The organism is Pseudomonas sp. 18173, assembly GCF_050432945.1.
Classification (GTDB): Bacteria; Pseudomonadota; Gammaproteobacteria; order Pseudomonadales; family Pseudomonadaceae; genus Aquipseudomonas.
Genome location: NZ_JBKFTN010000001.1, coordinates 457,799 through 484,350 on the forward strand (window position 1 = coordinate 457,799; position 26,552 = coordinate 484,350).

A 26,552-nucleotide genomic window follows, 5' to 3' on the forward strand; every position below is an offset into this window, starting at 1 on the left:
CAATGAACTCTATTAACATCAGCGAACTGGTCCTGTTGCAGGCCCACGAGCTCGCCGAACGCATCCGCCTGCGCCAGGTTTCCTGCCGGGAAGTGATGCAGACTTATCTTGCCCACATCGAACGCTTCAATCCGCAGGTCAATGCACTGGTGAGCCTACAAGCACCGGAAGACCTGCTGGCCCAGGCGGATATCCGCGACGCGGAACTGGCCAACGGCCAATACCGTGGCTGGATGCACGGCCTGCCCCATGCCATCAAGGACCTGTCCCTGACCCGCGGCATCCGCACCACGCTGGGTTCGCCGCTGTACAAGGACTTCATCCCCGAGCGCGACGGCATCATGGTCGAGCGGATCAAGGCCGCCGGCGCGATCATCATCGGCAAGAGCAACACCCCGGAGTTCGGCCTCGGCTCGCAAAGCTACAACCCGCTGTTCGGCGCCACCGGTTGCGCCTACGACCCGGGCAAGACCGCTGGCGGCAGCAGCGGCGGCGCGGCGGCGGCGCTGGCCATGCACCTGGTGCCGGTGGCCGATGGCAGCGACATGATGGGCTCGCTGCGCAACCCGGCCGCGTTCAACAACATCTTCGGCTTCCGTCCGTCCCAGGGTCGCGTGCCCTTCGATGACAGTGCCGACCTGTTCATCGACCAGCTCGGCTACGAAGGCCCCATGGCGCGCAGCGTGCGCGATGCAGCGTTGCTGCTGTCGGTGCAGGCCGGGGCCGATGCGCGGGCGCCGCTGTCGATTGCCGAGTCCGGCAGCGCCTTTGCGGCTCCGCTGGAGCGGGACTTCAAAGGCACTCGCCTGGGCTGGCTCGGCGACTTCAACGGCTACCTGCCGATGGAAAAAGGCATCCTCTCGCTGTGCGAAAAGGCCTTCGGCGATTTCGCAAGCCTGGGTTGCCATATCGAGCCCGTACAGCCCGAATACGCACCAGAGAAGCTGTGGAGCAGTTGGCGGACATTGCGCCACTGGATGGTCGCCGGCTCATTGGGCGCGACCTATGCCGACCCGCAGAAGCGCGCACTGCTGAAAGCGGAAGCCTGCTGGGAAGTCGAAAACGGCCTGAAACTCTCGGCCACTGACGTGTTTGCCGCATCGGTGATGCGCAGCGACTGGTATCGGGCGATCTCCAGGCTGTTCGAAAAATACGACTACCTGCTGCTGCCGAGCGCCCAGGTGTTCCCGTTCGATAAAACCCAAGCGTGGCCCGCCTCCATCGAAGGCGTGGCCATGGACACCTATCACCGCTGGATGGAGGTAGTAATTCCCGGCACCTTGTCCGGCTGCCCGGTGGCCAGCGTACAGGTCGGCTTCAACGCCAGCGGCCTGCCCATGGGCCTGCAAATCATCGGCAGGCACCAGGCCGACTTCGCTGTCCTGCAACTGGCCCACGCGTACGAACAGGCCAGCCGCTGGTTCCAGCGCTGCCCTTCACCACTGCTCAGAGGATAGATTTTGATAAACGGTTGAAAGCGCAGAGAAATATTTTAGATTTGTGCTTGACGCATCCCCGTTACCGGTGAATAATGCGCGCCACTTGGCTACATAGCTCAGTTGGTTAGAGCATAGCATTCATAATGCTGGGGTCCGGGGTTCAAGTCCCTGTGTAGCCACCAAGTACTAAAAACGGCTTACCGAAAGGTAGGCCGTTTTTTTATGCCTTGAAAAAATACGCTGCGGTTGCAGGAAATCCTCAACCGCATGCGCGCATCGATCAGACGCCAATGGTCGGCAATGCCGACAACGCCCGCTCCCAGATCTGCCACGTACGCAACCAGACCATCGCCTGCCAATCGCTATCCGCCGGATAGAACTGCTCCAGCAGATTCAACTTGATCCCGCGCCCCGTTGCATCACTCGGGTTGCCATGCAAATGGAGCCAGTGGTCATCGCGCAGATGCCGGTGAACGTCCGGCCCGGGATAGGTCCCGCACTCGATGACAAAAGGCATCAGCCGCACCTGCGGCAGCGCATCGATCAACGCCTGCGAGGTATAGCCGGTGGCCGTCGCGGCCACGCCGGTTTCGCTGACCGTCTCGGCGCCGGTTTGCAGGCTGTAGAGCCACGGGCCGTAAATCGCCTGCGCATCAGGCAGCGCCGGATAGGCCGACTCGGTGATGGTCAGCAACATCGGATGACCGTACTCGCCCGCGCCGGTGTGCAAGTCGAAACACATGGCGACCTCGGCATGGCTCACGTGCTTTTGCACGATCTGGTGCAGCGTGCGGTTCGACCAGCTCGGTGCCAGCCCGCCGTAAAACAGGCCATCGGGATGAGCGTGCTGACCGCCCTCGACAATCGACATCACCGCCGGCCAGCCATGCAGGTCAATCTGCTCGTCGAGCAAGGCATCGGCACGATCGCGCTGCGGGCCGTGCAACTGCGGGCAGGCATAGATTTCATGCAGGGCGTTGTAGGCCTGGTTGTCTGGCAGCGGGCGCTGGAAGTTCAGGTGATTGCGGTTCAGGTCGATGTTGTCTTCGTTGACCCGGCGCAACCAGGCCATGCCCCAAGGGTTGATGGCATGGATCATGACCACGGCGACATCCGCTGGCAGCGAACGCCTGCCCAGCTCCTGCAGCCATTTGATCTGGCACCCCGAGCCATAGAAGCCTTCAACTCCATGGGTGCCGCTCAGCGCAATCAACAGGCGCCTGGCGCGGGGATCGCCCAGTACCGCCACATCGGTACTCAATGATTCGCCAAACGGTCCTTTGAGCGGGTGTGGATATTCAGTCAGCGTTGCGCCTGCGGTGGTCGCTGCAGCCAGGAACTGTTCACGCTGGGTGCGATAGCCGGGCTGGGTGGGGAATTCGGTTTGCATGTCTGCCTCTTGTTGGTTTTCTGGCCTGCCTGTTGGCAACGACCCTACAGAAAATCGTGCCTTTGATGAAGGACAAAAACGTCAATGCCGCGGGACCTGGTTTGCGTCCCTTCCGGTCGGCCGATACAGTCCACTGATCGTAGATCCAACGGACGGAGTGCCCCACGTGTTTTCAGCCATCCCTTTGCGCCGCTATCGCCTGCCCGCCCTGGTTCTGCTCGCCAGCGCCCTGACCCTGACCGCGTGCCACAACGCTTCGGTGCTGACATTACCGCTCGCTCCGGAAAGCGCTTCCGGGTTCCGCACCGACCTGCGCACCCAACACGCCGACAAATACATGGCAGCGGCGGCCAACCCGCTGGCGGCCGAAGCCGGGCGGGAGATGCTGCGCCGGGGCGGCTCGGCCATCGATGCCGCGATTGCGATGCAAGCGGTGTTGACGCTGGTCGAGCCACAGTCTTCGGGCATCGGCGGTGGTGCTTTGATCGTACTCTGGGATGGCAAGGCCGTGCGCACCTACGACGGACGTGAAACCGCCCCGGCCGGCGCCACTGAAAAGCTTTTCCTGCAAGCCAACGGGCAACCGATGGGGTTCACCCAGGCACAGATCGGCGGTCGTTCGGTGGGCACGCCGGGCGTACTGCGCGCCCTCGAACTGGCCCATCAAAAGCATGGGCGCCTGCCCTGGGCGCAGCTGTTTGAACCGGCCATCCAGCTCGCCGAACAAGGTTTTGCCATTTCGCCACGCCTGCACCAGTTGATCACCGCGGATTCGTCCATGTCCCGCTCGGCGGAAATGATGGCCTACTTCCGTAATGCCGATGGCAGCCCGAAAGCCGTCGGCACCAATCTGAAGAACCCGGCGCTGGCCGCTGTGTTCAAACGCATCGCCCATGAAGGTCCCGATGCGCTGTACAAAGGCCCGGTCGCCGAGGAAATCGCGTCCAAGGTTCAAGGTCACGCCAACCCCGGCAGTCTGTCCCTGAACGACCTCGCCCACTACCAGGCCAAGGAACGCGCGCCGCTGTGTACCGACTACAAGCGCTGGCAAGTCTGCGGCATGCCGCCGCCGTCATCGGGCGGGATCGCCGTGGCGCAGATTCTCGGCACGCTGCAAGCCCTGGAGGCTCGCGACACGCGCCTGGCGCTGGCACCGCTGAAACCGCTCAAGACCACGGCCCCGGCCGGGATAGAGCCCGCCCCGCAAGCCGTGCACCTGATCTCGGAAGCCGAACGCCTGGCCTATGCCGACCGCGCACAGTACGTCGCCGATACCGACTTCGTACCCGTGCCGGTCAAGGGCCTTGTGGACCCGGCCTACCTCGCCAGCCGCGCCGCCCTGATCGGCGAACGCAGCATGGGCACGGCCAGGCCCGGCACCCCGCCGGGCATTCAGGTGGCCTACGCCCCGGACCGTTCGCCGCTGCGGATTTCCACCTCGCAAGTGGTGGCCGTCGATGACGCAGGCGGCGCCGTGTCGATGACCACCACCATCGAGTCGGCGTTCGGCTCCCACATCATGGTTCAGGGGTTCATGCTCAACAACGAGATGACCGACTTCTCGTTCATTCCCGAGGAGAACGGACAGAAAGTCGCCAACCGCGTCGAGCCCGGCAAACGCCCGCGCTCATCCATGGCCCCGACCCTGATCTTCGACCGCCAGAGCGGCGAGTTCCTTGCCACTGTCGGCTCCCCCGGCGGCTCGCAAATCATCGAGTACGTCGCCAAATCCACCATCGGCCTGCTCGACTGGAACCTCGACGCGCAAGCCGCCATCAACCTGCCCAACTTCGGCAGCCGCAACGGCCCGACCGAACTGGAACAGGGACAGTTCAGCCCCGCGCTGATTCAGGCGCTGAAAGACAAAGGCCACAACGTCAGCGAAATCGACATGACCAGCGGCACCCAGGCGATTGTCCGGATCAAGGACGCCCAGGGGAAAGCATCGCTGACGGGAGGTGCCGACCCGCGGCGTGAGGGACAAGCGTTGGGGGATTGAGTCGTACGCAGGTGTGAGAAAGGGCTTACCGGTGGGTAGGCCCTTTTTATAGGTAAAGAGTCCAGGTCGCCTCTCTCCCGCTGCTTTTTCCTATCCGCAAAAAATTGCGTCCTGGTTAGAGTTTCTACGCCGTGTACATAAAATTTATCAGCACTCACAAGCAGTACGACACGGTCGACGCTGATAACGTCGAAATGGAGTAACCCATGAACATTCACCCGATTCACACCGACGAGGATTACCGCGCCGCTCTCAAGAGTGTGTCTGCACTGTTTGAGAATGAACCTGAAATTGGCACTCCCGAGGGAGATTACTTTGACATCATGATTACGCTGATCGAGTCGTATGAGTCGAAGCACTTCCCGATCGACCTGCCCAATCCTATCGATGCAATCAAGTTCAGAATGGAGCAGTCCGGGTTGTCCGCCGCGGATCTTGCACCCGCCATCGGCCGCACAAATCGTGTTTATGAAGTACTCAACGGCAAGCGAGCGTTGACGCTTCCGATGATCTGGAAACTGCACGAGCTGTTCGGGATACCCGCCCAGAGCCTGATCAAACCGGTCAAGCACGCTTGATCAGGGTCGGCTCCTGCAAGCATACCCACCGATAATACGGGCGATGCAGAACTCCACTTATCGACTGATCTTCAACCCCTGCCGAACGTGGTGCTTCTCCAGCGCCAGCTCGATCAGTCGCGTCACCAGTTCGCTGTAGGTCATGCCGGTGGCCTGCCACAGTTTCGGGTACATGCTGATGCGGGTGAAGCCGGGCAGCGAGTTGATTTCATTGATCAGCACTTCGCCGCTGTCAGTCAGGAACACATCGACGCGGGCCAGGCCGGAGCAGCCCAGTATCTGGAACGCTTCGACGGCCAGGGCGCGAATGCGCTCGCTGGCCTCGACGCTGATATTGGCCGGCACCACCACTTCAGCCGCCTTGTCGTCGATGTATTTGCTGTCGTAGGAATAGAACCCGCTGTGCACCACGATCTCGCCACAGCCACTGGCGACGGCCTCTTCATTGCCGAGCACCGCGCACTCGATCTCGCGGCCGCTGACGGCAGACTCGATCAACACCTTGGTATCGAAACTTAACGCCAGTTCCACCGCAGCGGTGTACTCGAGCTCGTCGGTAACCTTGCTCACGCCCACGGAAGAGCCCTGGTTCGCCGGTTTGACGAACAGCGGCAAGCCCAGCTTGCCCTGCACCTCGGCAAACCCGGTGCGCGCCGCCGTGGCGCGGGTCAGTGTCACGAACGGCGTCACGGCCAGGCCGGCATCGCGCAGCAGGCGCTTGCTGACGTCCTTGTCCATGCACACGGCCGAGCCCAGTACATCGGAGCCGACAAACGGCAAGTCGGCCATGCGCAGCAGGCCTTGCAGGCAACCATCTTCACCGAGGGTGCCATGGACAATCGGGAAGATCACATCGACGTGGCCGAGCATTTCCTGGCTGGAAGTTTCCACCAGTTGCTGACTGGCCTTACCCGGCACCACGGCCAGTTCGCGGTTGGACTGGTTGAGGGCGATCAGCGCCGGGTTTTCCTGATTCAGCAAAAAATTCGAAGGATCGTTGAGGTGCCAGTGGCCCTGTTTGTCGATGCCGATCAGCACCGGTTCGAAGCGTGAACGATCCAGCGCATCGACGATGTTTTTCGCCGATTGCAGCGACACCTCATGCTCAGCCGAACGGCCCCCGAAAATGATCCCCACGCGCAGCTTGCTCATGACCTGGCCTCACCTGACGAATAGAAAAAACGACCTGCAGAGAATGCGTCACACAGTGCAGTATTTGCCCTTGGTTTTCTAGCGCACCTGTCGCCTACCGATCAGAAGACAGGGCGTCGCTGACTGGGTTACCGTGTTGCGCATCGAGCTCAAGACAATCATCTCCATGGCCAAGTACCCGCCTCGCAATGACTGGTTCCATCGCGCGCCCGACGTCGGCGGGCTACAGCGTTTCGAGGCGTTTTTTGCCGGCCATGGCTACGATCTTCACCGCCACGACACCTATGCCATCGGCCACACCCTGGCCGGGGTGCAGAGTTTTCAGTATCGCGGTGGCTGGCGCCACAGCCAGCCAGGCGCAACGATCGTGCTGCACCCGGACGAAGCCCACGATGGCGAGGCCGGCACCGAGTCCGGTTTCCAGTACCGGATGATGTACATCGAACCGGCGCTGATCCAGCAGATGCTCGGCGGCCAACCGCTGCCGTTCATCAAGACCGGACTGTCGAACGACCCCCGCCTGTTTGCCGCCACGGGAGCGTTGCTGCGCAGCCTTGATTGCCCGCTCGACCCACTGGAAGAACAGGATGCGCTGTTCGATCTGGCGCAGGCCTTGAGCACGGTTTCCGGTGTGCCTGCCAAACGCTCGGGTTTCGATTACGTGGCCGCGCAGCGCGCGCGGGAATACATCCACAGCGCCCTTGATCGCACCGTGACACTCGATGAGCTGGCGCAACACAGTGGCCGGGATCGCTGGAGCCTGTCCCGGGATTTTCGCCTGTTGTTCGGTACCAGCCCCTATCGCTACCTGACCATGCGACGCCTGGACATGGTTCGCGCGCTGCTGACCCAGGGACAGACACTGGTCAGCGCCGCGCTGATCGCCGGCTTCACCGACCAGAGCCACATGACCCGGCAATTCAGCAAAACCTACGGCTTGCCACCGGCCCGCTGGCTGAGCCTGCAGCGGCGCTGAGCCACGCACAATCGTTCAAGAGCCGCGCCGGATTGCTGGCTATCGTGGGTTCACAAACAACCGCGAGAGCTGTTCCATGAACGCATACGAAAGCCTGAACTTCACTGAAAAACTCGCCCGAATCGATACGCACTGGTCGCCCCGGGTCATCGCCGAAATGAACGACTATCAGTTCAAGGTGGTGAAGTTGCTGGGGGATTTCATCTGGCACGACCACCTCGATACCGACGAAACCTTCATCGTTCTGCAAGGCCAGTTACGCATCGACTTTCGCGATGGCCATGTGCTGGTCAACGCCGGAGAAATGTATGTGGTGCCCAAAGGCATCGAGCACAAACCCAGCGCCGCACAGGAGGTAAAACTCCTGCTGATCGAACCCAAGGGCGTGCTCAATACCGGCCGCGAAGGTGGCGAGCGCACTGCCGAGAATGATGTCTGGATTTGAGCGCTGCCTGCCTCACGCCTGCAAGTTCTTGCCGTCCACAGGGTCACCAATGGTCAAGAAGTGCCCGCCCGCCACGTGGTGCAGCGTGCGCAAGGCATCGTGCCCTTCGAAGTGCCAGCGACCTTCGCTGAACACGCGTTCGTCGGCCTGGGCGGCAATCACTTCGGCCAGGAACAGGTCGTACTGCTGGTGATTGTTCGGCTCCGGCAACAGGCGGCATTCGAGCCAGGCCACACAGCCTTCGAGCATCGGCGCATCGACCGCCTGGCCGGCGAACGTCTGCAAGTCATAGGTTGCAAACTTGTCGCGCCCCTGGCCCTGGGTCAATTCCAGGCCGGAGGTCGAACCGACGGTTTGCACAATGTCGGCCTGGGCGACACAAGGAACGTTCAGCACAAACGTGCCCGAGGCTTCCAGCAACTGGCGAGTCCAGGTGGACTTGTCCAGCACCACGGCGATTTTCGGCGGTTCGAAATCCAGCGGCATGGCCCAGGCTGCCGCCATGATATTGCGCTGGCCACCGTGGGCTGCGCTGACCAGCACGGTCGGGCCGTGGTTGAGCAAGCGATAGGCCTTGGGCAAGGGAACTGGACGGCGGTGGGAAACGCTCATGGAAGTCTGCTCCTGGGGGAAATGAGCCGATTGTAACGGGATAGAACGAGCTGAAATGAAAAGATCGCCAATGGCGATCTTTTCAGGCGTCGAACAAAACGCTGGATTCAACTTGCCAGCTGATTGGCAAACTGCCCCACCGCATTGACCACTTTCTGCGCGCCGTCCTGGATCTCGACAATCACCGTACCCGCTTCCGCCGCCAGCGCCAGGCCCTGTTCGGCCTGGAGCTTGCCGTCGGTCATCAGCGCCACGGCGTTGCGCGCCATGTCCTGGTTCTGCCGCACCACGAGGACAATTTCGTCGGTGGCCTGGCTGGTTCGCGAAGCCAGTTGCCGGACTTCATCGGCCACCACGGCGAACCCTCGGCCCTGCTCACCCGCACGCGCCGCTTCGATGGCCGCGTTGAGCGCCAGCAGGTTGGTCTGCTCGGCGATGCCGCTGATGGTCTTGACGATGGTACCGATCACCAGCGATTGCTCGTTCAAGGCTTCGATGCCATCGCCGGCGGTTTGCATGTGTTTGGCCAGGTCACGCATCACGTCCACGGCCTGGGTCACCACGGCGTTACCGCGCTGGGCGCTTTGGTCGGTTTGCTTCGACGTGCTGTAGGCGATGTTGGCGGCCTCGGCGACGGCTTGCTCCTGATTGACCTGATCGGTAATCACCGTGGCGAACTTCACCACTTTGTAGAGTTTGTTGTTGGCATCGACCACCGGGTTGTAGGACGCCTCCAGCCAGACCGCACGACCATGGCTATCGACACGTTTGAATCGGGCGGCCACGTATTCACCGGCGTTCAGGCGACGCCAGAAGTTCTGGTACTCGGCACTGTTGTAATCCTCCGGCAGGCAGAAGGTGCGGTGATGTTTGCCCTTGATCTGCGCCAGGCTGTAACCCATGCCACTGAGGAAGCGGTCGTTGGCGGTCAGCACGTTGCCGTTGAGGTCGAACTCGATCACAGCTGTAGAGCGAACCAGTGCACCGATAAGGTTCTCGTGTTCGCGGGAGGCCTCGATGGTGCGGGTCAGGTCGCTGGAAAAGATCGAAAAATGCTTGATCCGCCCATCTGCCGAACGCACCGGTTGCAGGATCGAGCGCAACCACGCTTCCTGGCCTGTACCGCGCAACAGGCGAACCGCGCCAGCAAAGTGCTCGCCACGGGTCAGCGCGTTCTTGAAACGCAGCTGGAATTCATCGGACTTGACGTGATCCGGGACGAGGTCGTCGATGTGTCGGCCGATCAGGTCGGCACTCTTGTAGTGCATCTCGCCAAGGAAGTTCTGGTTGACCGACTGAACCCGCCCGTCGCTGTCGAGGGTCAGCACCAGCATCTCGCTTTCCAGACTTTCCTTCACTTGCTGGAGACTGGAGAGTTCTTCACGAAGAGCCGACAGCTCCTGCTTCAAGCGTTTATTGAACATGGAAAGCACCGATAGACAGGGGTAGAAAGCGATATGCAGCTTAACCATCGGCCTTGGAAACATTTTCTGAAGCGTGCTTCAGGCTTGTCCTACAAAAATAGTTACGACAGGCCCGATCAATGCGCGCCAGCGGCAGAACAGCCGGCCATTCTCGGCATCCGCGCACCGAAGTACGCCGCACTGCCCACCCCCACCGCGCCCATCACCGCACTGAACATCACGCAGATCCATGGGCTCCACGGCATCAGGCCGATCAACAGCAGCGGTGTGATGCTCGCCCACGCGGCGTAGGCAATGTTGTAGGTGAACGAGATGCCCGAGACACGAATTCGCGCCGGGAACAGACTGACCATCACCGACGGCACCGCGCCAACCACCCCGCACGCCAGCCCTGCCACGGCGTAGGCCAGGCCGACCCAGTCACCGCCCATGATCAGGCAGGCATACAGCACGCCGATGCCCAGCGGCAGCAGCAGGCTATAGAGCATCACCGTGCGCCAGGCGCCGATACGGTCGACCAGCAGCCCGGCGAGCACGCAGCCGATGTTCAGGAACACGATGCCCAAGGCGCTCAAGGCGAAGGTATGGCTGGCGGTCATGCCAAAGGTTTTCTGCATCATGGTCGGGGTGATGACCACGAACACCACCACGGCCGAGGTCAGCACACAGGTGAGAAGCATCGCTGGCAAAATGGCCAGGCGATGCTCGCGCAAGACTGTGCGCAGCGGCAGTTCGCCGGCCGCCTCGCGTTGCGTCTGCATGGCCGTGAACACTGGGGTTTCGCTGAGCCAGCGACGCAGCCACACGCCAATCACCCCAAACACGCCGCCGAGCAGGAACGGGTAACGCCAGGCGTAATCGAGTATTTCCATTGGAGTGAATGCCTGCGCCAGGAAGGTCGCGGTCAATGCACCGATCAGGTAACCGAAGGTCAGCCCCGCTTGCAGGAAGCCCAAGGCGTAGCCGCGATGGGCAACGGGCGCGTGCTCGGCGACGAATACCCAGGCACTGGGCACCTCACCGCCCACCGCCGCGCCCTGGAGGATGCGCAGGGCCAACAGCAGCAACGGTGCGAAATAGCCGATTTGCGCGTAGGTCGGCATGATCCCGATCAGCAGGCAGGGCAACGCCATCATCAGGATGCTCAGGCTGAAGACTTTCTTGCGCCCCAGGCGGTCGGCGAAGTGCGCCATCAGGATGCCGCCCAACGGTCGCGCCAGGTATCCGGTGACGAAGATCCCGAAGCTTTGCAGCAGGCGCAGCCACTCGGGCATTTCCGGCGGGAAGAACAACTGGCTGAGGGTCAGGGCGAAAAACACGAAGATGATGAAATCGTAGATTTCCAGGGCCCCGCCGAGGGCGGCTAGCCCCAGGGTCTTGTAGTCCGAGCGGCTGAACGGCGCCGGACGCGAATCGGTGTTAATCATGAAAGGAACTCTGGCACAGGCAAAAACCAAGGCGCTCATGGTCTACGCAAATGCACCGGCGGACAACCCGTTAGACCAAAGTCCCATAGCCACGAAACAGCCCCACAAAAATCCCCGGCTTGAATTAATGTTGGCGTCTGTCCAGACGGGCCGCTACTGCCCCGAAGACCACAACAAACATAAAAATCCGAGGTACCCTCCGTGGCCGCCAAGATCGAAGATAGCCGCTCCGCCCGCTTTGCCCTGCGCTGCTCAAGTTTTGCCGAACGCTGGTTTCCCGACTCCTGGGTGTTTGCTGCCCTGGCGGTGATTATCGTGGCCCTGGCCACCATGGCGATGGGAGCCAAACCCACCGACGCCGCCATGGCCTTTGGCGATGGTTTCTGGAGCCTGATCCCCTTCACCATGCAGATGGCCTTCGTGGTCATCGGCGGGTATGTGGTCGCCAGTTCGCCGCCAGCGGTGAAGTTGATCGATCGCCTGGCGAAAATCCCGAAAAACGGCCGCTCTGCCGTGGCCTGGGTCGCCCTGATCTCCATGGTCGCCTCACTGCTGAACTGGGGTCTGTCGCTTGTCTTCGGTGGTCTGCTGGTGCGCGCCCTCGCCCGTCGTACCGATCTGAAAATGGACTATCGCGCCGCCGGTGCCGCCGCCTATCTGGGTCTCGGTGCCGTGTGGGCATTGGGCCTGTCGTCGTCCGCCGCACAGTTGCAGGCCAACCCGGCGAGCCTGCCGCCATCGATTCTGTCGATCACCGGGGTGATTCCATTCACCCAGACGATCTTTCTCTGGCAGTCCGGCGTGATGTTGCTGGCCCTGATCGTCATTTCGCTGATCATTGCCTACGCGACCGCCCCCGGCCCGAATTCGGCGCGTGACGCCAAGGCCTGTGGTGTCGACCCGAGTTTCAACCTGCCACCGCTGCAACCACGCACCCGCCCCGGCGAATGGCTGGAACACAGCCCGTTGCTGACGATTCTGCTGGTGTTGCTGGCAGGCGGGTGGCTGTTCCATGAGTTTTCGACCAAACCGGCCATCAGCGCGATCTCCGGGCTGAACACCTACAACTTCCTGTTCATCATGCTGGGGGCCCTGTTGCACTGGCGTCCGCGCAGCTTTCTGGATGCCGTATCCCGTGCGGTGCCGACCACCACTGGCGTGTTGATCCAGTTCCCGCTGTACGGCTCGATCGCCGCACTGATGACCACGGTCAAAGGTGCCGATGCGCAGACCCTGGCGCACCACATCTCGACCTTTTTCGTCAGCATCGCCTCTCACGACACCTATGCCCTGCTGATGGGCGTGTACTCGGCGATCCTCGGTTTCTTCATTCCGTCCGGCGGCGGCAAGTGGATCATCGAAGCGCCGTACGTGATGCAGGTGGCCAACGACCTGAACTATCACCTGGGTTGGGCCGTGCAGATCTACAACGCTGCCGAAGCCTTGCCGAACCTGATCAACCCGTTCTACATGCTGCCGCTGCTGGGCGTGCTGGGGCTGAAGGCGCGGGACCTGATCGGCTTCTCGTTCGTGCAGTTGCTGGTGCACACGCCACTGGTGCTAGTGTTGTTATGGGCACTGGGGACGACGCTGGCGTATTTGCCGCCGGTAATACCGTAACCATGAAAAAGGGCCGATATTGAAATCGGCCCTTTTTGTTCCGCCCGTCTGTTTCAGTATCTGTTGGTCTTATACGCTGAAAAGGATCTGAGCATGTTCAAACTCGCGGCACTCACCCTCGCAGCCCTCACCCTGAGCACCACCGCCCACGCCGATGCCAATTTGAAGCTGGGCTCCACCGAACGCGTTACCCGCCTCTTCGCCTACCCCAACAATTGCAACGTGATCTGCTTTCGCAACTGGACGCTTGAGCAGACCGTCGAGCATTACCTGACCCAGAGCGTGCAGCGCGATGGCTATGGCGACGCGAAGGTTCTGGTCAAGAGCGACAATGGTCAGCTCCACGCAGAAATCACCGGCGTGCCCAATGGCTATGAAAAACCCTTGGCAGCCCTGCTCGATGCCGGTGACCTGGCCTATGACGGAGCCAGCAAACTGAATGCCGACGGCAAGTGGGCGTACAGCTGGTACCTGTTCCTGCCGCTGGGCATGGCCCTGGAGAACCGCAAAAGTGTCGAGCTGCTGCACTTCCCGCCCGACTATTCGTTGACTCAGGCCCAGGATTACCTGAAGTCCGCCACTACGGATCGTTGGGCCACGCTGCTCACCGTCAATGGCGTCCCGGCCGAGCAGACGCCGGGCTTCCAGACCATTGTCGACATCGCCCCGATCGCCGCCCCATCCAACGCAGGCAAGGACCTGGAGGGTGTCTACAGCTACTTCAACGACTACCAGACCACCATGGTCAAGAATGTCAGCCAGCACGCCAACGGTGAAACATTGCCGTTGGTCGCCTTCGGCGCACCGGTGCGCAACTGGATCAAACAACAATATGGCTCGACCGTGAATGTGCTGGGCCTGGCAACTATCAGCCCGAGTGACGGCGTGAAAGTACGTGTGCTGGGTGCCAACCACCCGAGCTACATCTGGTACGCCGCCGACCCGGCGAGCTATTCCGGCAACGATGCCAAGGCCAAGGCCGATGCAGCGGGCCTGAAAGTCATGGGCCAGGACTTGAGCGCTGCGTGCTGGCAGGCCGTCATGGGCCGCCAACCGGACAGCAATGCTGATGTCGAGCTGAAAACCTGCACTCAAACCTGGCTAGTGGCCGAGAAAGAAAAAACCTGCGAGCTGTTCTACACCTCGATTCGCAACCTGACGCCTGGCCAGGCAGCGGCCAAATGCTCGACGGCCGCGATTCAGTTGCAGCTCAAGCAGCTCAAGGCGCCGGCGCCAGCCACTGCCCTGCCCGAACCACCGCTGTAAACCAATTGCGGGCAGTCGAACTGTCAGTTATGACAGTAGACTGCTCGCGATATCTGCGAGAGGCTTGGGCCGTACCCATGTGCTGCAGCACTGACAGGATCGTCAGCCGTTGGAAGTCGCAGCGCCCAGCCGACAAGGATCGTTATGAGAGCTCATGCCCTTCAAGGAAAACACCCACAACCACCGCAAGGTGTTTACCCCTTTTCGGAGCTGCCCGTTCGTCTGGGATTTCCGTCCCTGGCCGACTTCGAAATCATTGAAAACGCCAACGGCCAGGCCACCGCCATTGCAGCACGGCGCGAATTCCCGCGAATCACTCGTATCTGCCGGGCGTCGGGGCGTTTGCTGCCCTATCGCTGCCGCCATACCCGCCAGCTCGCGCCGGGCGTGCATGTCTACGACCCGCGGTTCTGCGGGCTGCTGCGACACTCCTGCGACCCCAATGTCTTCCTCGACCTGAGCGAGTTGTGGTTATGGGCGCTGAAGGACATCAGCAAAGGTGACTGGCTGACCATGGACTTCGCCGCCACCGAAGACAAACTGCAACGGCAGTTCGCCTGCCAGTGCGGTTCATACGATTGCCGTGGCTGGATTACCGGCTACGACGAATCGCCAAACGCCGACGGCCAGGCGTTTCTGCAACACTGGCGTCGGCGGAGCCACGATTGACGGGCTTTATTGCGAATCGATCGGACGCAGGCGGTACTGCGGCGGCAATTGCTCGAAGCCGCTGATGGTGGTGTTCAGGCTTTTCCAGCGACCGTCCTTGATGCCGTAGATGCAACCGTGGATCGACAGGCTCTGCCCGCGGTGCCAGGCATTTTGCACGATGCTGGTATGGGCGACGTTGGCCACTTGCTGAATCACGTTGAGTTCGCAGAGGCGGTCGACCTGTTCCTCTTCGGTGGCCAGTTTGGCCAGTTCTTCGCGCTTCTCGTAGTAGAGGTCGCGAATCGAACGCAGCCAGCCGTCGATCAGGCCGAACTGGCGATCCTGCATCGAGGCGCGCACGCCGCCGCAGCCATAGTGGCCGGTGACGAGGATGTGCTTGACCTTGAGCACGTCGACTGCGTACTGAATCACCGACAGGCAGTTAAGGTCGGTGTGCAGCACCACGTTGGCCACATTACGGTGTACGAACAGGTCGCCCGGCAACATGCCGACGATCTCGTTGGCCGGCACCCGGGCATCGGAACAACCGATCCACAGATACTCAGGCGTTTGCTGGCGAGCCAGTTTGGCGAAGAAATCCGGGTCTTCCTTGGTGATCGCGTCAGCCCAACGCTCGTTGTTATCAATCAGGTCTTGTAAGTCGTGCATGCTGTAAGGCCTCAAGAAAGATTGCTGCTTTGACAGACAACCGTCCGTCGGGGTCACGCAGGAACCGCAAGTGTTTTCGTTGGAATTCTCGTGTGTCCGGTGAGTCCACTCTAGTAGGGCCCACAGTATGAGTAATTGCCATGACTGATTCACGACGTCCTTACGATGCGGTGCAACCGGAGCCCATCGATGATAACGAAGACCGCATGGGTTCGGTGCATGAACTGGATTTCGATGCCGAAGAACCCGGCGCCAGAATCGGTGACGAACTGCCGGACGAGGAGCGCGAGCATCTGATGCCACGCCGACGTGTACGTCAAGCGGGCCTCACCGGCGCCTCGACCGACGACCATCAACCTACCGACGATGACTTGAGCCCGGAAACCCTGATTCGTGAAGACGGCGCCCGGGACGCCCATGAGGCGGGCAGCGATAGCCGCGCGGATTGGGACCTGAGCATCGTCGACAAGGACGATATCGGTGGCGGGCATGGCCTGGATGAGGCTGAACTGGCGCGGCGGGATCCGATCGACAGGAAGCGTTGATTGTTGTCGTCTGACAAATCGCTTTCGCGAGCAGGCTCGCTCCCACAGGAGATTTACGTCGTACATGAAATCTGTGGGAGCGAGCCTGCTCGCGATGCTTTTGAAGCTTCAGTCGACCAAGGTACAGGCCATGACCACCGCATCTTCGCGCCCACCCACCGCCGGGTAGTAATCGCGCCGACGACCGATCTCGTTGAAGCCATAACGCTCGTACAGCTTGAACGCCGCGGTATTGCTGTCGCGCACTTCCAGGAAACACTCCCGGGCGTCGGCCTTGTAGGCAATCGACATCAGATGCTCAAGCAACGTCAGCCCCAGGCCACGGCCCTGGTTTTCCGGCTTGACCGTAATGTTCAGCAGGTGCGCCTCGTCGAGGATGATCTGCACCACACCGTGGCCTACCTGTTGCTGGCCTTCGAACATCAGCCAGATCTGATACTTGCCCAGGCCGTCGAGGAAAATCCCGCGAGTCCACGGGTGACTGTAGGCCGCGTATTCGATTTTCAGTACAGCTTCCAGGTCCGCCTCGGTCATCGGGCGAAACGATACAGCGTCACTCATTCGATTCTTTCCAGCGCGCCATCAGCCGACGCATGGCTTGCCAGACATCAGCCTTACGCTGTGGCTCTTCCATTAATAATTCCAGGCCCGGCACCGCCCAGGCCGGACCCAGGCCTTCGATCTGCAACTCGCGATTGAACGCCCCGGCATCCGCTTCACCGGCAAATCGCACCGCGGGCAGGCCGATCAGCCACAGGCAGGCGCATGGCGTTTCTTCCATCCGCACGGAAAGGAACCCCTGTACGAAGTCCCGCGCGGCTTCAGGTCCCTGATCCATCGTGCCACGCACCAGCAACGGCCAGCGTACCGGCTCTCCGACGATCTGCGGGCTGTCCGGCAGACCGGCGGCGCGCAGCATGTCCTTGAGCAGCAGGTAGGCAGGATCGCGGGTCTGGAAGGATTCGCCTGTGGGTAACTCCACCAGCAGCAGGCAGCGCCCCGCCCGCAGCAGTTGCAGGGCGAAACGCGGGGGCGGCACGATTGGCGCCTTGACCGCCACGGGCGCCTCTTCGGCCTCTTCCACCGGCTTGGCGCCAGTGCGCGTGCTGGCCAGCGATGGCCGCGGTACTTCGATCTTCGCCCGCTCGGCCGGTTTGACCGCCGGCGCTACGGGCGTTTCAGCCACAACAGCAGGCATAACAGGCACGAGCGCAACCGGCTCGGGCCTCTCCAGCAGTTCGGGGCGCGACGGCGCAGCAAAGGGCAATTCGGTGCGCGGCAGCCAGTTGACCACCTGCATGGCAGCCAGATAAGCGCGACGACGGGACTCGATAAGCAAAGGTCGGCCACTTGTGGATAACTAAAGTGCGCTGATTCTACCGCCGTTCGCTCAAGATCGCCCGCAGTTGATCGATGCACCTTACCGAAAAGAAGGCGACAGTCCGTCCCGAGAGTGAATCGCATTGCCCCCGATGCAGTACAATCGCGGCTTTTAATCGCCAACCAGCCGGCCATTCCGATGATCGAACCCAAGCGCGTCTTGCGCGCCCTCGCTGAACACTGGGCACTCCTGGAGCCACTGTGCGAGCACTTCGACCAAGGCACACTGAGCCTGAACGAACTGCGCACGCAACTGGCCGCCCAGCAACTCGACAGTACGCCGCAGGACATCACCAGCCTGCTCGACGTGTGGATTCGCCTCGACATCCTGGTTCCCGTGGCCAAAAGCCCGAACCGTTTCGAGCTCAATGCGCAGATTCACGACTTCCTCGCCTACCTGCGCCGTGAACACCGCCTGGGCCTGTGCCTGGAGATCGAAGCCTACCTGCGCCACCTCGAGCGTCTGGCCGGTTATATCCAGGACGCGTTCGATATCCGTGACGGCAATGACCTCGCCCGCCAGTTGCGCCTGCTCGACATGCGCGTACGTGACGTGCTGAAAAAACTCGATAACGACGAACAGGCACTGGTGGCCGTCGCCGAACGGGCGAAAACCAGCGACCGGCAGATCCCGTTGCGCCAGCGTTACGCTGAAGTGCTGGCGACCTGGGACGAATACGTCGAGCCGATGATTGATCTGGTGAACGCCGACGGCGCCTTCGAACAAGGCGTGCGCAAGGTCGAAACCGTCCTGCTGAAGATGCTCAGCGAACAGCAACGCCTCGGCCACCTGGTCGACGACGACATGCTGCTGCGCACCCACGCGCGCATCCTCGAAATGCAGACCAGCGCCCAGTTGACCCTGCGTCATGCCCGCGAACTGCTGTTGCCGCTGCGTGAAGAAGCCCGCCGGCACAACGCCGTGACCCGTGGCGCGGCGCTGGCCTTGTCGATGATCCGTCGCAAGGGCCTCGACGCGGTACCACAAGCGGCAATGCCGATGTTCACCCGCCCGCAAAGCACCTTCCTCGGCAGCGCCAGTCAGGTCGAGGCCTACGTTTATGCCCTGGCACGTTTCGAACCGAAACCGGCGCGCTTCCCCAAGGCGCACAAGACCCACAAGGGCGGCGATGCACCACGGGCGCCACGCACGGTTCGGGAAATGCTCGAACGCTGCGAAGACGCCTTGCCGATGCCGGACCTGATGACCTGGCTGCTGGAGCAGGAACCGGACGGCGCCACCGACGAATTGCTGTACTGGTTCTCGCGCCTGTCGCGGGAAAAACGCTTCACGCGCGAGCGTCTGGAACGTCGCGAATACCATACCCACGAGCATCAGGTCAGCCTGCGCTCCTTCGCCCTGCTCTCGGTCAGCGATGACGCCGCCGAGAATTCTGCGAGCATCCCACATGCATCTTGATCTTTCCGAACTGTCCCAACTGGCGCCGATTTTTCGCGAGCTGTTCAAGGGTTACCACGTCAGCCGCCGCGATCCGGAGCTGTACGCACAGTTGTCGAACTTCCAGGACCAGTACCGCACGCTGTTCAAGGCCCTGGGCTTCGAACTGGTCTGCGACACCCGCGGCTTCTACTACTTCGTGCCGGACCTCGCGGCGGCAGCGGTGAACAAGACCGCCCAGCGCCTGGCGCTGTTCACCTTCATCCTCGTCGAGCACCTGGCCGATCAGGGCCGCGACCCGATCGCCGTGCTCGACGGCGGCAGCCTGGGGCGCGATGAATTGCCGTCGCTGCTGGAGAAATACCGCGACCTGTTCATCCAGGCCGAAGTGCAGACCCAGGATGAACTGGAAGAAAAGATCATGCGCCGCATGACCCAGCTCGGGTTCGCCAGCGAAGAAAACGGTATCTACCGTTTCCTGCCGCCGATGCACCGTTTCCTCGATGTGTGCCTGTCGGTACAGCAGGACCGCGATCTGGCCGCGAGCCTGCACAGCGTCCTGCCATTGCCGGTGCCGGTGCTGATCGACGAAGACAGCGACGAAAAACTGCTGCTGACCGACGATCCACTCGACCTTGCGGAATTTGAAGACGAAAGCGAAGAAGACGCGCTGGCCCGCGCCATCGCCGAAGAACAGGAGCTCGACGCATGAGCAAGGAACGTTACGGCATCCGCCGCTTTGCCCTACTGAACACCGCCGGCTACAGCCTTGGCCTGTTCCCGCTGGAAGAACCGCTGTCGGTATACGGCGCGAACAACCTCGGTAAATCCGCCTCGATCAACGCCTTGCAGTTCCCGATCCTGGCGCGCATGTCGGACATGAGCTTCGGCAAGTACAGCCTGGAGCAATCCCGGCGTTTCTACTTCGCCTCGGACACCAGCTACATCCTGGTCGAAGTGAACCTGCCCCACGGCCCTCATGTGATCGGCGTGGTCGGCCGCGGCCCGGGTGGTGGTTTCGGTCACCAGTTCTTTGCCTATGCCGGCAAACTGGACCTGGCCCACTACCAGAAGAACGACACCTGCCTGCGCCAGAAAGAACTGTTCACCAATCTTGAGCGCGAGGGCCTCAAGGCCTACGAGCTCAAGCCGGATGAACTGCGCCGCCTGCTGGTCGGTGGCCACACCTCGATCCCGCTGGACCTGACGCTGATCCCGCTGCGTTCCACCAGCGAGCAAAGCCTGAAGACCTTCCGCGCACTGTTCATCAACCTGCTGCACATGCGCGAAATCACTGCGGCCAAGCTCAAGCAACTGTTCCTCGATGCCTTCGAGCATAGCCTGCGTTCCGGCAGCGTCGATTACATTGCCGCGTGCGAAGAAGCGTTCCGCGATGTACGACGCATGGAGCAGGACTACAACTCGCTGGTCGCCGCCGGCCCCTTGGTCGAAGCCCTGGCCAACGGCGTGAAGCAACGCGACATCCTGCGCGGCAAACTGCACCGGATCTCGCCATTACTCGACTCCTTGCTCGGTACCTGGTCGGACTACGCCAGTGCGCGCAAAGAGGAGCTGACCATTCAGGCCGAACACTACCGCAACGAGCAGGATGCCCTGCAAAACGACCAGCGCGGTGGCACTCAGGAACTGATGCGCCTGGAGCGGGAAATCACCGGCATCCAGCGCTGGCTTGGCGAACTGTCGGTGCTCAAGCATCGCTTTGCCCTGGTCGATGACGTCAAGGTGCTGGAACAGCAGCTGCTGGCCGCGAAGGACGCCCACGACGAACTGGCCGGTGCGCTGGCGCAATCGCGTCAGTTCAGCGCCGAAGACCTGGACGAGCGCCTGCGCGACCTGGAAAAACGCCTGAAGTCGGTCAAGCAGCAACTCGATCACGCCGACAACAACAGCTACGCCCGCCTGCGCGAAGAGTTCTCTCAGCAAGACGTCGAACGCCTGATGCGTCTGTTCAACAGCGCACTGTTCAGCCTGCCGCTGGGTGAACACGGCATCACCCTTGACGACGATGGCGAGTGGGTCAAGTCCGTGGAGTTGATCCTCGACGGTTTCAAAGGCGAACGCTTCGAAGTGCCAGGCCTGTCCATCGACATTTCGCACATCGAACCACCGGCATTGCAGGCCCTGGCTGACCGCGCGGCCCTGCGCGACCAGAAAGAACGCCTGGAAAAAGAACTCAAGCAACTGAAAACCCAACAGGCCGTGGCTGCCGACCGCGCCGCGAGCAAGACCCAGACCGAACTGCTGTACCAGCAAGTGCTGGATGCGCAGAAAGCCCTGGAAGATTTCCGTCGCGCGCAAACCCTGAGCGCCGAAGAAGGCGACAAGCTGGAGCAACTGGCGCAGATGGAAGCCGCGCAGGACGAATTGAAGCGTTCCAGCGATGCCTTCACCGAGCGCGTCCAGCAACTGTCGGCCAAGCTGCAACTGGTCGGCCGGCAGATCGGCGACATGGAGGCCAAGCAACGCACCCTCGACGACGCCCTGCGCCGCCGCCAGCTGTTGCCGGCAGACCTGCCCTTCGGTACGCCGTTCATGGACCCGATCGACGATTCAATGGACAACCTGCTGCCGCTGCTCAATGACTATCAGGACAGCTGGCAAGGCCTGCTGCGGGCCGATGGCCAGATCGAAGCGCTGTACGCCCAGGTACGCCTCAAGGGCGTGGCCAAGTTCGACAGCGAAGACGATATGGAGCGTCGCCTGCAACTGTTGATCAACGCCTATGCGCACCGCACCGACGAAGCCCTGACCCTGGGCAAGGCTCGCCGTGCCGCCGTGACCGACATCGCCCGGACCCTGCGTAACATCCGCAGCGACTACGACAGCCTCGAACACCAGCTGGCGCTGTTCAACCGCGAAATCAACAAACGCCAGGTCTCCAACCTGCAAAGCTTCCGCATCGTGCTCGCGCCGAACAAGGAAGCGCTCAAGCACATCGACCAGATCATCCACAGCGCCGGCCAGTATGAGGAAGGCGAAACCCTGTCGGTCTTCGACCTCAGCCAAAGTGCCGAGCAGGACAACAAGAACGAAGAGGCCAAGGAATACCTGGCACGGCTGGTGGCGGCCAACCACAACCAGCTCGGCCTCAAGGACTTGTTCGAGCTGGCGTTCGAGATCACCAAGGTCAACGGCCAACCGGTGATCCACACCGACATCGATGGCGCGGCGTCCAACGGCACCACCATGACCATCAAGGCGCTGACCAACATGTACTTGTTGCTGCACCTGATGGACCGTGACCAGGCCGGTCGCGTGCGCCTGCCGTACTACCTCGACGAGGCGGCGGACATCGACGAGAAGAACCAGGCCGCCCTGCTGGAAACCAGCCTGCAACTGGGCTTCGTGCCGATCCTGGCGAGCGTCAAGCCGCAGGTCTGCGCCAGTGTCGCCATCGACCTGGAAGGCGGCAGCGGCCCTGCCGGCATCTACATCGACGAGGCGGACTGGAAGTACATCCGTCGTCACGACCAGGTGAAGGCGACGGTCAACGAACAAGCGGATGAACCGGAACTGGATGCGGTCTGACGCTTGAATCGAAGGCAATGAAAAAGGCCGCAATCCAATGGATTGCGGCCTTTTTTGTGAGCACTACTGAAGACTTTCAGTGATTTTCAGGGCCTCTTCGCGGGCAAGCCCGCTCCCACAGGGGTATCGGTTGATCACAGATTCTGTGTACAACGCAGTTTCCTGTGGGAGCGGGCTTGCCCGCGAAGGCGTCATCACTGACGCCACATAACCCTCAGACTATTTACCGAGGGAAATCTTCGGCGCCCACGTCAGCCATTCCTCTTCGAACTTGTCGAACAGCGCGAATGTTTGCTCCGGTTGCGCCGGNATCACTGACGCCACATAACCCTCAGACTATTTACCGAGGGAAATCTTCGGCGCCCACGTCAGCCATTCCTCTTCGAACTTGTCGAACAGCGCGAATGTTTGCTCCGGTTGCGCCGGATTGCCCATGCGCTCGCCGTCCGGCGTGGCAAAGGCGACACCGCCCTGAATCATCGTCTCCAGGGATTCAGTACGCACCGTTGCACCCCGGAACAGGCCGACATCGAAGTCGAAACCGCTGGTGTTCCAGAACCGGGTGCCGCTGCGTACCAGTGGCGCGTACTTCGGCTCGATCAGGATATGAATCAGGACACGATCCGCGGTCTGGCCCAGTTCATAACCCGTCACCTTGCCCACTGTGATTTCGCGATAGGTCACCGGCACGCCAGCTTTCAGCGAACCGCGACGAGCAGCGCTGAGCACCAGACTCAATCCCGCCTCCTGCTTCGCCGTTTCCGGCACAGTGGCCAAAGCCACGAAGTTCTTTTGCGGCCCCAGATTCTTCGGTGCCGGTTGCACCTCGATGTATTGCCCGGTCACCAGGGTTTCGAGGTTGGAGGTCTTGATCAACCCCAGCTCAGGCTTGACCACCCAGAACTGACTGCCGACCCGGGCGATGCGCTCCGGTACTTCCGTAATCCGCGCGGTTAGCAGCACCGATTGCAGGTCCTCGCTGAGATCAACGCCTTCCACCTTGCCGACATCCAGCCCCTTGAAACGAATCGGAGTGCCGGTACGCAAGCCATCCGCACGATCGAGCCTGATGGTGATGACTTCGCCTTTTTGCGTGGCGTCGTCATGGCTGGCGAACAAGCGGAAGCGTGGAATGCGCTTCTGCAGCGGCGCCTTGGCTTCCGGGGTTTCAAACGCAATACCGCCGGCCATCAAGCTTTGCAGCGATTCGCTTTTGACTTGAATCCCGCCGGTCAGTCCGCCCGTGAGCGTGATGCCGCTGGCATTCCAGAAGCGTGTCGAGGCGTTGACCAGATCCTCGTACTCCTTCTCGATGTGCACGCCGATGATCAACTGCTTTTTGGTGCGCGAGAACTGATAGCTCTGTACCGAACCGACCTTGACCTGCTTGTAGAGAACCGGGCTGCCGACTTCCAGCGACCCAAGGTTTTCGGTGAACAACACCAGGTGCAGGCCCGGCGCGCGCAGATCCAGCGGTGGTGCCTTCGGCCGCGCCACGAATTCGCGTTGCGGTGCGGCGCCCTTGTCGCCAGGCCGCACAGCAATGTAGTTACCCTTGACCAGCGCTTCCAGGCCGGTAATGCCCGCCAGGGAAATCGACGGTTTGACCACCCAGAATTGCGTACCGCTCACCAGGTAATCTTCGGCCAACGGGTCCATCGTCAATTCGGCGGTGGCCCCGGACAGATCGGGATCGACCTTCAGCGCCTTGAGATTGCCGACCTGAATGCCTTTGTACATCACCGGCGTACGACCGGCCTGCAAGCCTTCGAAGTCGCTGAGCTTGACCTTGACCCGGATACCGGCGGCCGCTGCATCGAAGTCTTCATAGAGCCTGAACGGCAGGCTTGGATCGGTAGGCGGGCTGTCCTTGCGGTTTTCAGGCGTAGCGAATGCAATACCTCCGGCAACGATGCTGGCCAACGACTCGCTGCGCACTTTCACACCGGACAGATTGGCATCGATGCTGATGCCACTGGCGTTCCAGAAGCGTGTGTGTTTGCGCACCAGTTTGGCGTAGGTCGGTTCGATGAAAACCTTGAGCTCAACGGTGTTCTGGTCTTCCGAGAGCACATAGCTCTTGATCTGGCCCACCTTGATCTGTTTGTAGAACACCGGGCTGCCGCGGTTCAACGAACCCAGGCGATCAGCCTTGATGGTCAAGTGCAGGCCCGGCTGGGCATCGGAGAGCGGTGGCTCCTGAGCCAGGGCCTTGAACTTGCGAACAGGTTCCCCCTCGCCCGGACTGATTGCAACGTAGTTACCCGAAACCAGCGTCTCAAGCCCGGTAATACCGGCCAGCGTCACGCTCGGCTTGACCAGCCAGAAACGCGTGCTGGTTCGCAGGTATTGCTCTACGTCCTTGTTCATTTCGATGCTGGCAATCACACCTTTGGAACTGCCCTCGTCATCGAGCTTGAGGTTTTTGACCTTGCCGACCGACATGCCCTTGTAGACGACTTCCGTCTTGTTGGCCTGGATGCCTTCGCCACTTTCAAAGCGCACCTGAATCTCGATGCCATTCTCGTTGTAGGCACGCCAGCCAAGCCAGCCGCCGATGATCAAGGCGATCAGGGGCAACACCCAGATGGCGGACCAGTTGGAGGCCGGTCGGGTTTTCGCTACAGGCAAATCAGTCATGGTCGTCGTCCGACTCCGTGTTATCCCAAATCAGTCGGGGATCGAAAGTTACGGCGGCAAGCATCGTCAGAATCACCACAGTGGCGAAAGCGATGGCGCCAAGATTGGCTTCAATACTGGCAAGCCGTCCAAAATTGACAACCGCCACCAGGATGGCGATCACAAAGATATCGAGCATCGACCAGCGACCGATGAACTCGATGAAGCGGTACATCCAGATACGCTGGCGAGCTGAAAGGGGCTGGCGACGCTGCACGGAAAACAGCAGCAAGGCGATGCCGACCAGCTTGAAGGTGGGCACTATGATACTGGCGATAAACACCACGGCCGCAATGGGGAACATACCGTAGTGAATCAACTCGATCACACCGGCCATGATCGTGCTGGGCGCACCTTTGCCCAAAGAGTTCACGGTCATGATCGGCAACAAATTGGCCGGTATGTAGAGAATGGCGGCAGTAATCAGCAATGCCCAGGTCCGTACCAGGCTGTTCGGGCTGCGGGCATGCACCAGCGCTCCGCAACGCGTACAGACTTGCTCATCGGTATCGGCTTCCTGCCTGTTCAATTCATGACATTCCTTGCAAATCAGAATGCCTGCATCAATCGCCCGCATGTGCATCCTCTCCCGATAACGCTTGCCAGATCTGGTGAGGCGACATCACGACTTCCAGCCAGACTTGAATCAGCAACAAGCCAATGAAGCACGCCAGGCCCAGGCCTACGGTGATTGCTGCCATATCTGCCAGCTTGACGATCGCCACGAGCACGCCCATGAAGTAAACCTCGAGCATCCCCCATTCGCGTATATGGTGATAAATGCGGTAGAGCAACAAGCCGTAGCTGCGTCCGACATCAAAACGGATGCTCAACAATACGGCCAGTTGGCACAGTAGCTTGAGCAGCGGAATTCCCATGCTGCACAGGAATACGATCACAGAAACGCTTTGCATGCCTGTATCAAAAAGCGCGACAACACCGCTCCAGACCGTGTCTTGCGAAGATTGCCCGAGCAGATTGAGTTGCATGATGGGTAAAAAGTTCGCCGGAATAAACAGCAACAGGGCCGCGATTACCAGGGCAAGGCTGCGCTGTACGACGTTGTAGCGATGGGCATAAAGCTCGTAGCCACAGCGCGGGCACAGGGCTTTTTCGCCATGGGCGAGTTCTGGCTTACGCATGAGCAGGTCGCACTCATGACAGGCAACCAGATTGTCTAGCGGTAATTCTGACAGCCCTTGGGCGTCAACCGGATCCGGCATAAAGGCTCTGAGTCTGAAAAAGTTGGCCCTATTCTAGTGCCATGAACTGAAAATAACTGTGCAAAATGTGCAACGGCCAATCCTGATTTTTCACGCACAAAAACAAAACCCCTACCTGCATACGCAGAT

At 60.9% G+C, this 26,552-nt stretch carries 23 protein-coding genes, 1 tRNA gene and 1 pseudogene; 13 read left to right on the top strand and 12 right to left on the bottom strand.

Going from position 1 to position 26,552, the window contains the following annotated elements; genetic code table 11:
- Positions 1 to 2 precede the first annotated feature (2 nt).
- Both ACLD1X_RS02090 and ACLD1X_RS02095 read left to right on the top strand, forming a co-directional pair.
- Positions 3 to 1,457 carry an amidase gene (locus ACLD1X_RS02090; protein ID WP_429365901.1) on the top strand — a complete coding sequence of 485 codons (1,455 nt, stop codon included), beginning with the start codon at positions 3 to 5 and terminating at the stop codon, positions 1,455 to 1,457.
- Between the two features lie 87 nt (positions 1,458 to 1,544).
- Positions 1,545 to 1,621: transfer RNA gene (locus ACLD1X_RS02095), tRNA-Met, on the top strand.
- Between the two features lie 98 nt (positions 1,622 to 1,719).
- Here the strand turns inward: ACLD1X_RS02095 and ACLD1X_RS02100 are convergent.
- Positions 1,720 to 2,829: a DUF2817 domain-containing protein gene (locus ACLD1X_RS02100; RefSeq protein WP_429365902.1), complete on the bottom strand. Its 1,110-nt coding sequence runs from the start codon at positions 2,827 to 2,829 to the stop codon at positions 1,720 to 1,722.
- A gap of 166 nt (positions 2,830 to 2,995) precedes the next feature.
- Here ACLD1X_RS02100 and ggt point away from each other — a divergent pair, with 166 nt between their 5' ends.
- Together ggt and ACLD1X_RS02110 are read left to right on the top strand one after the other, a co-directional pair.
- Positions 2,996 to 4,828 (top strand): gamma-glutamyltransferase, encoded by a 1,833-nt coding sequence (gene ggt, locus ACLD1X_RS02105; RefSeq protein WP_429365903.1) that lies wholly within the window; start codon positions 2,996 to 2,998, stop codon positions 4,826 to 4,828.
- Positions 4,829 to 5,034: 206 nt separating this feature from the next.
- Positions 5,035 to 5,406: a helix-turn-helix domain-containing protein gene (locus ACLD1X_RS02110; RefSeq protein WP_429365904.1), complete on the top strand. Its 372-nt coding sequence runs from the start codon at positions 5,035 to 5,037 to the stop codon at positions 5,404 to 5,406.
- Positions 5,407 to 5,463: 57 nt separating this feature from the next.
- On the opposite strand, the gene ddlA is transcribed toward ACLD1X_RS02110, so the two are convergent.
- Positions 5,464 to 6,558, bottom strand: coding sequence for a D-alanine--D-alanine ligase (ddlA, locus tag ACLD1X_RS02115; protein WP_429365905.1), 1,095 nt, complete (start codon positions 6,556 to 6,558; stop codon positions 5,464 to 5,466).
- 166 nt (positions 6,559 to 6,724) lie between these two features.
- Here ddlA and ACLD1X_RS02120 point away from each other — a divergent pair, with 166 nt between their 5' ends.
- Positions 6,725 to 7,534 (top strand): AraC family transcriptional regulator, encoded by an 810-nt coding sequence (locus ACLD1X_RS02120; protein WP_429365906.1) that lies wholly within the window; start codon positions 6,725 to 6,727, stop codon positions 7,532 to 7,534.
- A 76-nt stretch (positions 7,535 to 7,610) separates the two neighbouring features.
- On the top strand, positions 7,611 to 7,979 hold the full coding sequence (locus ACLD1X_RS02125) for a cupin domain-containing protein (RefSeq protein ID WP_429365907.1): 369 nt from the start codon (positions 7,611 to 7,613) through the stop codon (positions 7,977 to 7,979).
- A gap of 12 nt (positions 7,980 to 7,991) precedes the next feature.
- Here ACLD1X_RS02125 and ACLD1X_RS02130 read toward each other — a convergent pair whose 3' ends face one another.
- The 4 genes and pseudogenes from ACLD1X_RS02130 to ACLD1X_RS02145 form a co-directional block, all read right to left on the bottom strand.
- A complete protein-coding gene (locus ACLD1X_RS02130) occupies positions 7,992 to 8,591 on the bottom strand; it encodes a flavin reductase family protein (protein WP_429365908.1) in 600 nt (199 codons plus the stop codon).
- 107 nt (positions 8,592 to 8,698) lie between these two features.
- Positions 8,699 to 9,259, bottom strand: coding sequence for a methyl-accepting chemotaxis protein (locus tag ACLD1X_RS02135; protein ID WP_429365930.1), 561 nt, complete (start codon positions 9,257 to 9,259; stop codon positions 8,699 to 8,701).
- A pseudogene (locus ACLD1X_RS02140) lies at positions 9,239 to 10,078 on the bottom strand (PAS domain-containing protein); the annotation flags it as partial. The pseudogene ACLD1X_RS02140 and the gene ACLD1X_RS02135, both read right to left, overlap by 21 nt.
- A 53-nt stretch (positions 10,079 to 10,131) precedes the next feature.
- Positions 10,132 to 11,442 (bottom strand): MFS transporter, encoded by a 1,311-nt coding sequence (locus ACLD1X_RS02145; protein WP_429365909.1) that lies wholly within the window; start codon positions 11,440 to 11,442, stop codon positions 10,132 to 10,134.
- 201 nt (positions 11,443 to 11,643) lie between these two features.
- Between ACLD1X_RS02145 and ACLD1X_RS02150 the strand changes: the two genes are divergently transcribed.
- From ACLD1X_RS02150 to ACLD1X_RS02160, 3 genes are all read left to right on the top strand, one after another.
- A complete protein-coding gene (locus tag ACLD1X_RS02150) occupies positions 11,644 to 13,062 on the top strand; it encodes a short-chain fatty acid transporter (protein ID WP_429365910.1) in 1,419 nt (472 codons plus the stop codon).
- 93 nt (positions 13,063 to 13,155) lie between these two features.
- On the top strand, positions 13,156 to 14,328 hold the full coding sequence (locus ACLD1X_RS02155) for a hypothetical protein (RefSeq protein ID WP_429365911.1): 1,173 nt from the start codon (positions 13,156 to 13,158) through the stop codon (positions 14,326 to 14,328).
- Positions 14,329 to 14,472: 144 nt separating this feature from the next.
- A complete protein-coding gene (locus tag ACLD1X_RS02160; RefSeq protein WP_429365912.1) occupies positions 14,473 to 14,997 on the top strand; it encodes a lysine methyltransferase in 525 nt (174 codons plus the stop codon).
- A 6-nt stretch (positions 14,998 to 15,003) separates the two neighbouring features.
- Here the strand turns inward: ACLD1X_RS02160 and can are convergent, their stop codons facing one another.
- Positions 15,004 to 15,648: a carbonate dehydratase gene (gene can / locus ACLD1X_RS02165; protein ID WP_413427272.1), complete on the bottom strand. Its 645-nt coding sequence runs from the start codon at positions 15,646 to 15,648 to the stop codon at positions 15,004 to 15,006.
- Positions 15,649 to 15,788: 140 nt separating this feature from the next.
- Between can and ACLD1X_RS02170 the strand changes: the two genes are divergently transcribed.
- The gene (locus ACLD1X_RS02170; RefSeq protein ID WP_429365913.1) at positions 15,789 to 16,193 is read left to right on the top strand and encodes a serine kinase/phosphatase; all 405 of its coding nucleotides are present in this window, start codon (positions 15,789 to 15,791) and stop codon (positions 16,191 to 16,193) included.
- A 108-nt stretch (positions 16,194 to 16,301) separates the two neighbouring features.
- Here ACLD1X_RS02170 and rimI read toward each other — a convergent pair whose 3' ends face one another.
- Together rimI and ACLD1X_RS02180 are read right to left on the bottom strand one after the other, a co-directional pair.
- Positions 16,302 to 16,754, bottom strand: coding sequence for a ribosomal protein S18-alanine N-acetyltransferase (rimI, locus tag ACLD1X_RS02175; RefSeq protein WP_007981794.1), 453 nt, complete (start codon positions 16,752 to 16,754; stop codon positions 16,302 to 16,304).
- Positions 16,747 to 17,493: an energy transducer TonB gene (locus tag ACLD1X_RS02180; protein ID WP_429365931.1), complete on the bottom strand. Its 747-nt coding sequence runs from the start codon at positions 17,491 to 17,493 to the stop codon at positions 16,747 to 16,749. Before ACLD1X_RS02180 ends, rimI begins: the two co-directional genes overlap by 8 nt.
- A 219-nt stretch (positions 17,494 to 17,712) precedes the next feature.
- Between ACLD1X_RS02180 and mksB the strand changes: the two genes are divergently transcribed.
- From mksB to mksF, 3 genes are read left to right on the top strand one after another with little or no spacing between them, the layout of a single operon-like run.
- Positions 17,713 to 18,993 carry an Mks condensin complex protein MksB gene (gene mksB, locus ACLD1X_RS02185; protein ID WP_429365914.1) on the top strand — a complete coding sequence of 427 codons (1,281 nt, stop codon included), beginning with the start codon at positions 17,713 to 17,715 and terminating at the stop codon, positions 18,991 to 18,993.
- Positions 18,983 to 19,684: an Mks condensin complex protein MksE gene (gene mksE, locus ACLD1X_RS02190; RefSeq protein ID WP_429365915.1), complete on the top strand. Its 702-nt coding sequence runs from the start codon at positions 18,983 to 18,985 to the stop codon at positions 19,682 to 19,684. Before mksB ends, mksE begins: the two co-directional genes overlap by 11 nt.
- Positions 19,681 to 22,521: an Mks condensin complex protein MksF gene (gene mksF / locus ACLD1X_RS02195; protein WP_429365916.1), complete on the top strand. Its 2,841-nt coding sequence runs from the start codon at positions 19,681 to 19,683 to the stop codon at positions 22,519 to 22,521. The genes mksE and mksF overlap by 4 nt, the downstream gene beginning before the upstream one ends.
- Before the next feature lie 336 nt (positions 22,522 to 22,857).
- Here mksF and ACLD1X_RS02200 read toward each other — a convergent pair whose 3' ends face one another.
- Genes ACLD1X_RS02200 through ACLD1X_RS02210 form a run of 3 tightly spaced genes read right to left on the bottom strand, consistent with a single transcriptional unit; the run spans position 22,858 to position 26,423 of the window.
- Positions 22,858 to 25,161, bottom strand: coding sequence for an intermembrane transport protein PqiB (locus ACLD1X_RS02200; protein ID WP_429365917.1), 2,304 nt, complete (start codon positions 25,159 to 25,161; stop codon positions 22,858 to 22,860).
- Positions 25,154 to 25,777 carry a paraquat-inducible protein A gene (locus tag ACLD1X_RS02205; RefSeq protein WP_008016580.1) on the bottom strand — a complete coding sequence of 208 codons (624 nt, stop codon included), beginning with the start codon at positions 25,775 to 25,777 and terminating at the stop codon, positions 25,154 to 25,156. The genes ACLD1X_RS02200 and ACLD1X_RS02205 overlap by 8 nt, the downstream gene beginning before the upstream one ends.
- Entirely contained in the window at positions 25,764 to 26,423 is a 660-nt protein-coding gene (locus ACLD1X_RS02210; RefSeq protein ID WP_429365918.1) for a paraquat-inducible protein A, read from the bottom strand. Before ACLD1X_RS02210 ends, ACLD1X_RS02205 begins: the two co-directional genes overlap by 14 nt.
- Between the last annotated feature and the right edge of the window lie 129 nt (positions 26,424 to 26,552).

Excerpts from the sequence above, each read along its gene's own strand:
- ACLD1X_RS02170 (WP_429365913.1), top strand. The coding sequence starts at position 15,789 with ATGACTGATTCACGACGTCCTTACGATGCGGTGCAACCGGAGCCCATC.
- ACLD1X_RS02100 (WP_429365902.1), bottom strand. The coding sequence starts at position 2,829 with ATGCAAACCGAATTCCCCACCCAGCCCGGCTATCGCACCCAGCGTGAA.
- ACLD1X_RS02160 (WP_429365912.1), top strand. The coding sequence starts at position 14,473 with ATGAGAGCTCATGCCCTTCAAGGAAAACACCCACAACCACCGCAAGGT.
- mksF (WP_429365916.1), top strand. The coding sequence starts at position 19,681 with ATGAGCAAGGAACGTTACGGCATCCGCCGCTTTGCCCTACTGAACACC.
- ACLD1X_RS02210 (WP_429365918.1), bottom strand. The coding sequence starts at position 26,423 with ATGCCGGATCCGGTTGACGCCCAAGGGCTGTCAGAATTACCGCTAGAC.
- ACLD1X_RS02205 (WP_008016580.1), bottom strand. The coding sequence starts at position 25,777 with ATGCGGGCGATTGATGCAGGCATTCTGATTTGCAAGGAATGTCATGAA.
- rimI (WP_007981794.1), bottom strand. The coding sequence starts at position 16,754 with ATGAGTGACGCTGTATCGTTTCGCCCGATGACCGAGGCGGACCTGGAA.
- ACLD1X_RS02130 (WP_429365908.1), bottom strand. The coding sequence starts at position 8,591 with ATGAGCGTTTCCCACCGCCGTCCAGTTCCCTTGCCCAAGGCCTATCGC.
- ACLD1X_RS02120 (WP_429365906.1), top strand. The coding sequence starts at position 6,725 with ATGGCCAAGTACCCGCCTCGCAATGACTGGTTCCATCGCGCGCCCGAC.
- mksB (WP_429365914.1), top strand. The coding sequence starts at position 17,713 with ATGATCGAACCCAAGCGCGTCTTGCGCGCCCTCGCTGAACACTGGGCA.
- ACLD1X_RS02145 (WP_429365909.1), bottom strand. The coding sequence starts at position 11,442 with ATGATTAACACCGATTCGCGTCCGGCGCCGTTCAGCCGCTCGGACTAC.
- ddlA (WP_429365905.1), bottom strand. The coding sequence starts at position 6,558 with ATGAGCAAGCTGCGCGTGGGGATCATTTTCGGGGGCCGTTCGGCTGAG.
- ACLD1X_RS02180 (WP_429365931.1), bottom strand. The coding sequence starts at position 17,493 with ATGCAGGTGGTCAACTGGCTGCCGCGCACCGAATTGCCCTTTGCTGCG.
- ACLD1X_RS02155 (WP_429365911.1), top strand. The coding sequence starts at position 13,156 with ATGTTCAAACTCGCGGCACTCACCCTCGCAGCCCTCACCCTGAGCACC.
- mksE (WP_429365915.1), top strand. The coding sequence starts at position 18,983 with ATGCATCTTGATCTTTCCGAACTGTCCCAACTGGCGCCGATTTTTCGC.
- ACLD1X_RS02125 (WP_429365907.1), top strand. The coding sequence starts at position 7,611 with ATGAACGCATACGAAAGCCTGAACTTCACTGAAAAACTCGCCCGAATC.
- ACLD1X_RS02090 (WP_429365901.1), top strand. The coding sequence starts at position 3 with ATGAACTCTATTAACATCAGCGAACTGGTCCTGTTGCAGGCCCACGAG.
- ACLD1X_RS02200 (WP_429365917.1), bottom strand. The coding sequence starts at position 25,161 with ATGACTGATTTGCCTGTAGCGAAAACCCGACCGGCCTCCAACTGGTCC.
- can (WP_413427272.1), bottom strand. The coding sequence starts at position 15,648 with ATGCACGACTTACAAGACCTGATTGATAACAACGAGCGTTGGGCTGAC.
- ACLD1X_RS02110 (WP_429365904.1), top strand. The coding sequence starts at position 5,035 with ATGAACATTCACCCGATTCACACCGACGAGGATTACCGCGCCGCTCTC.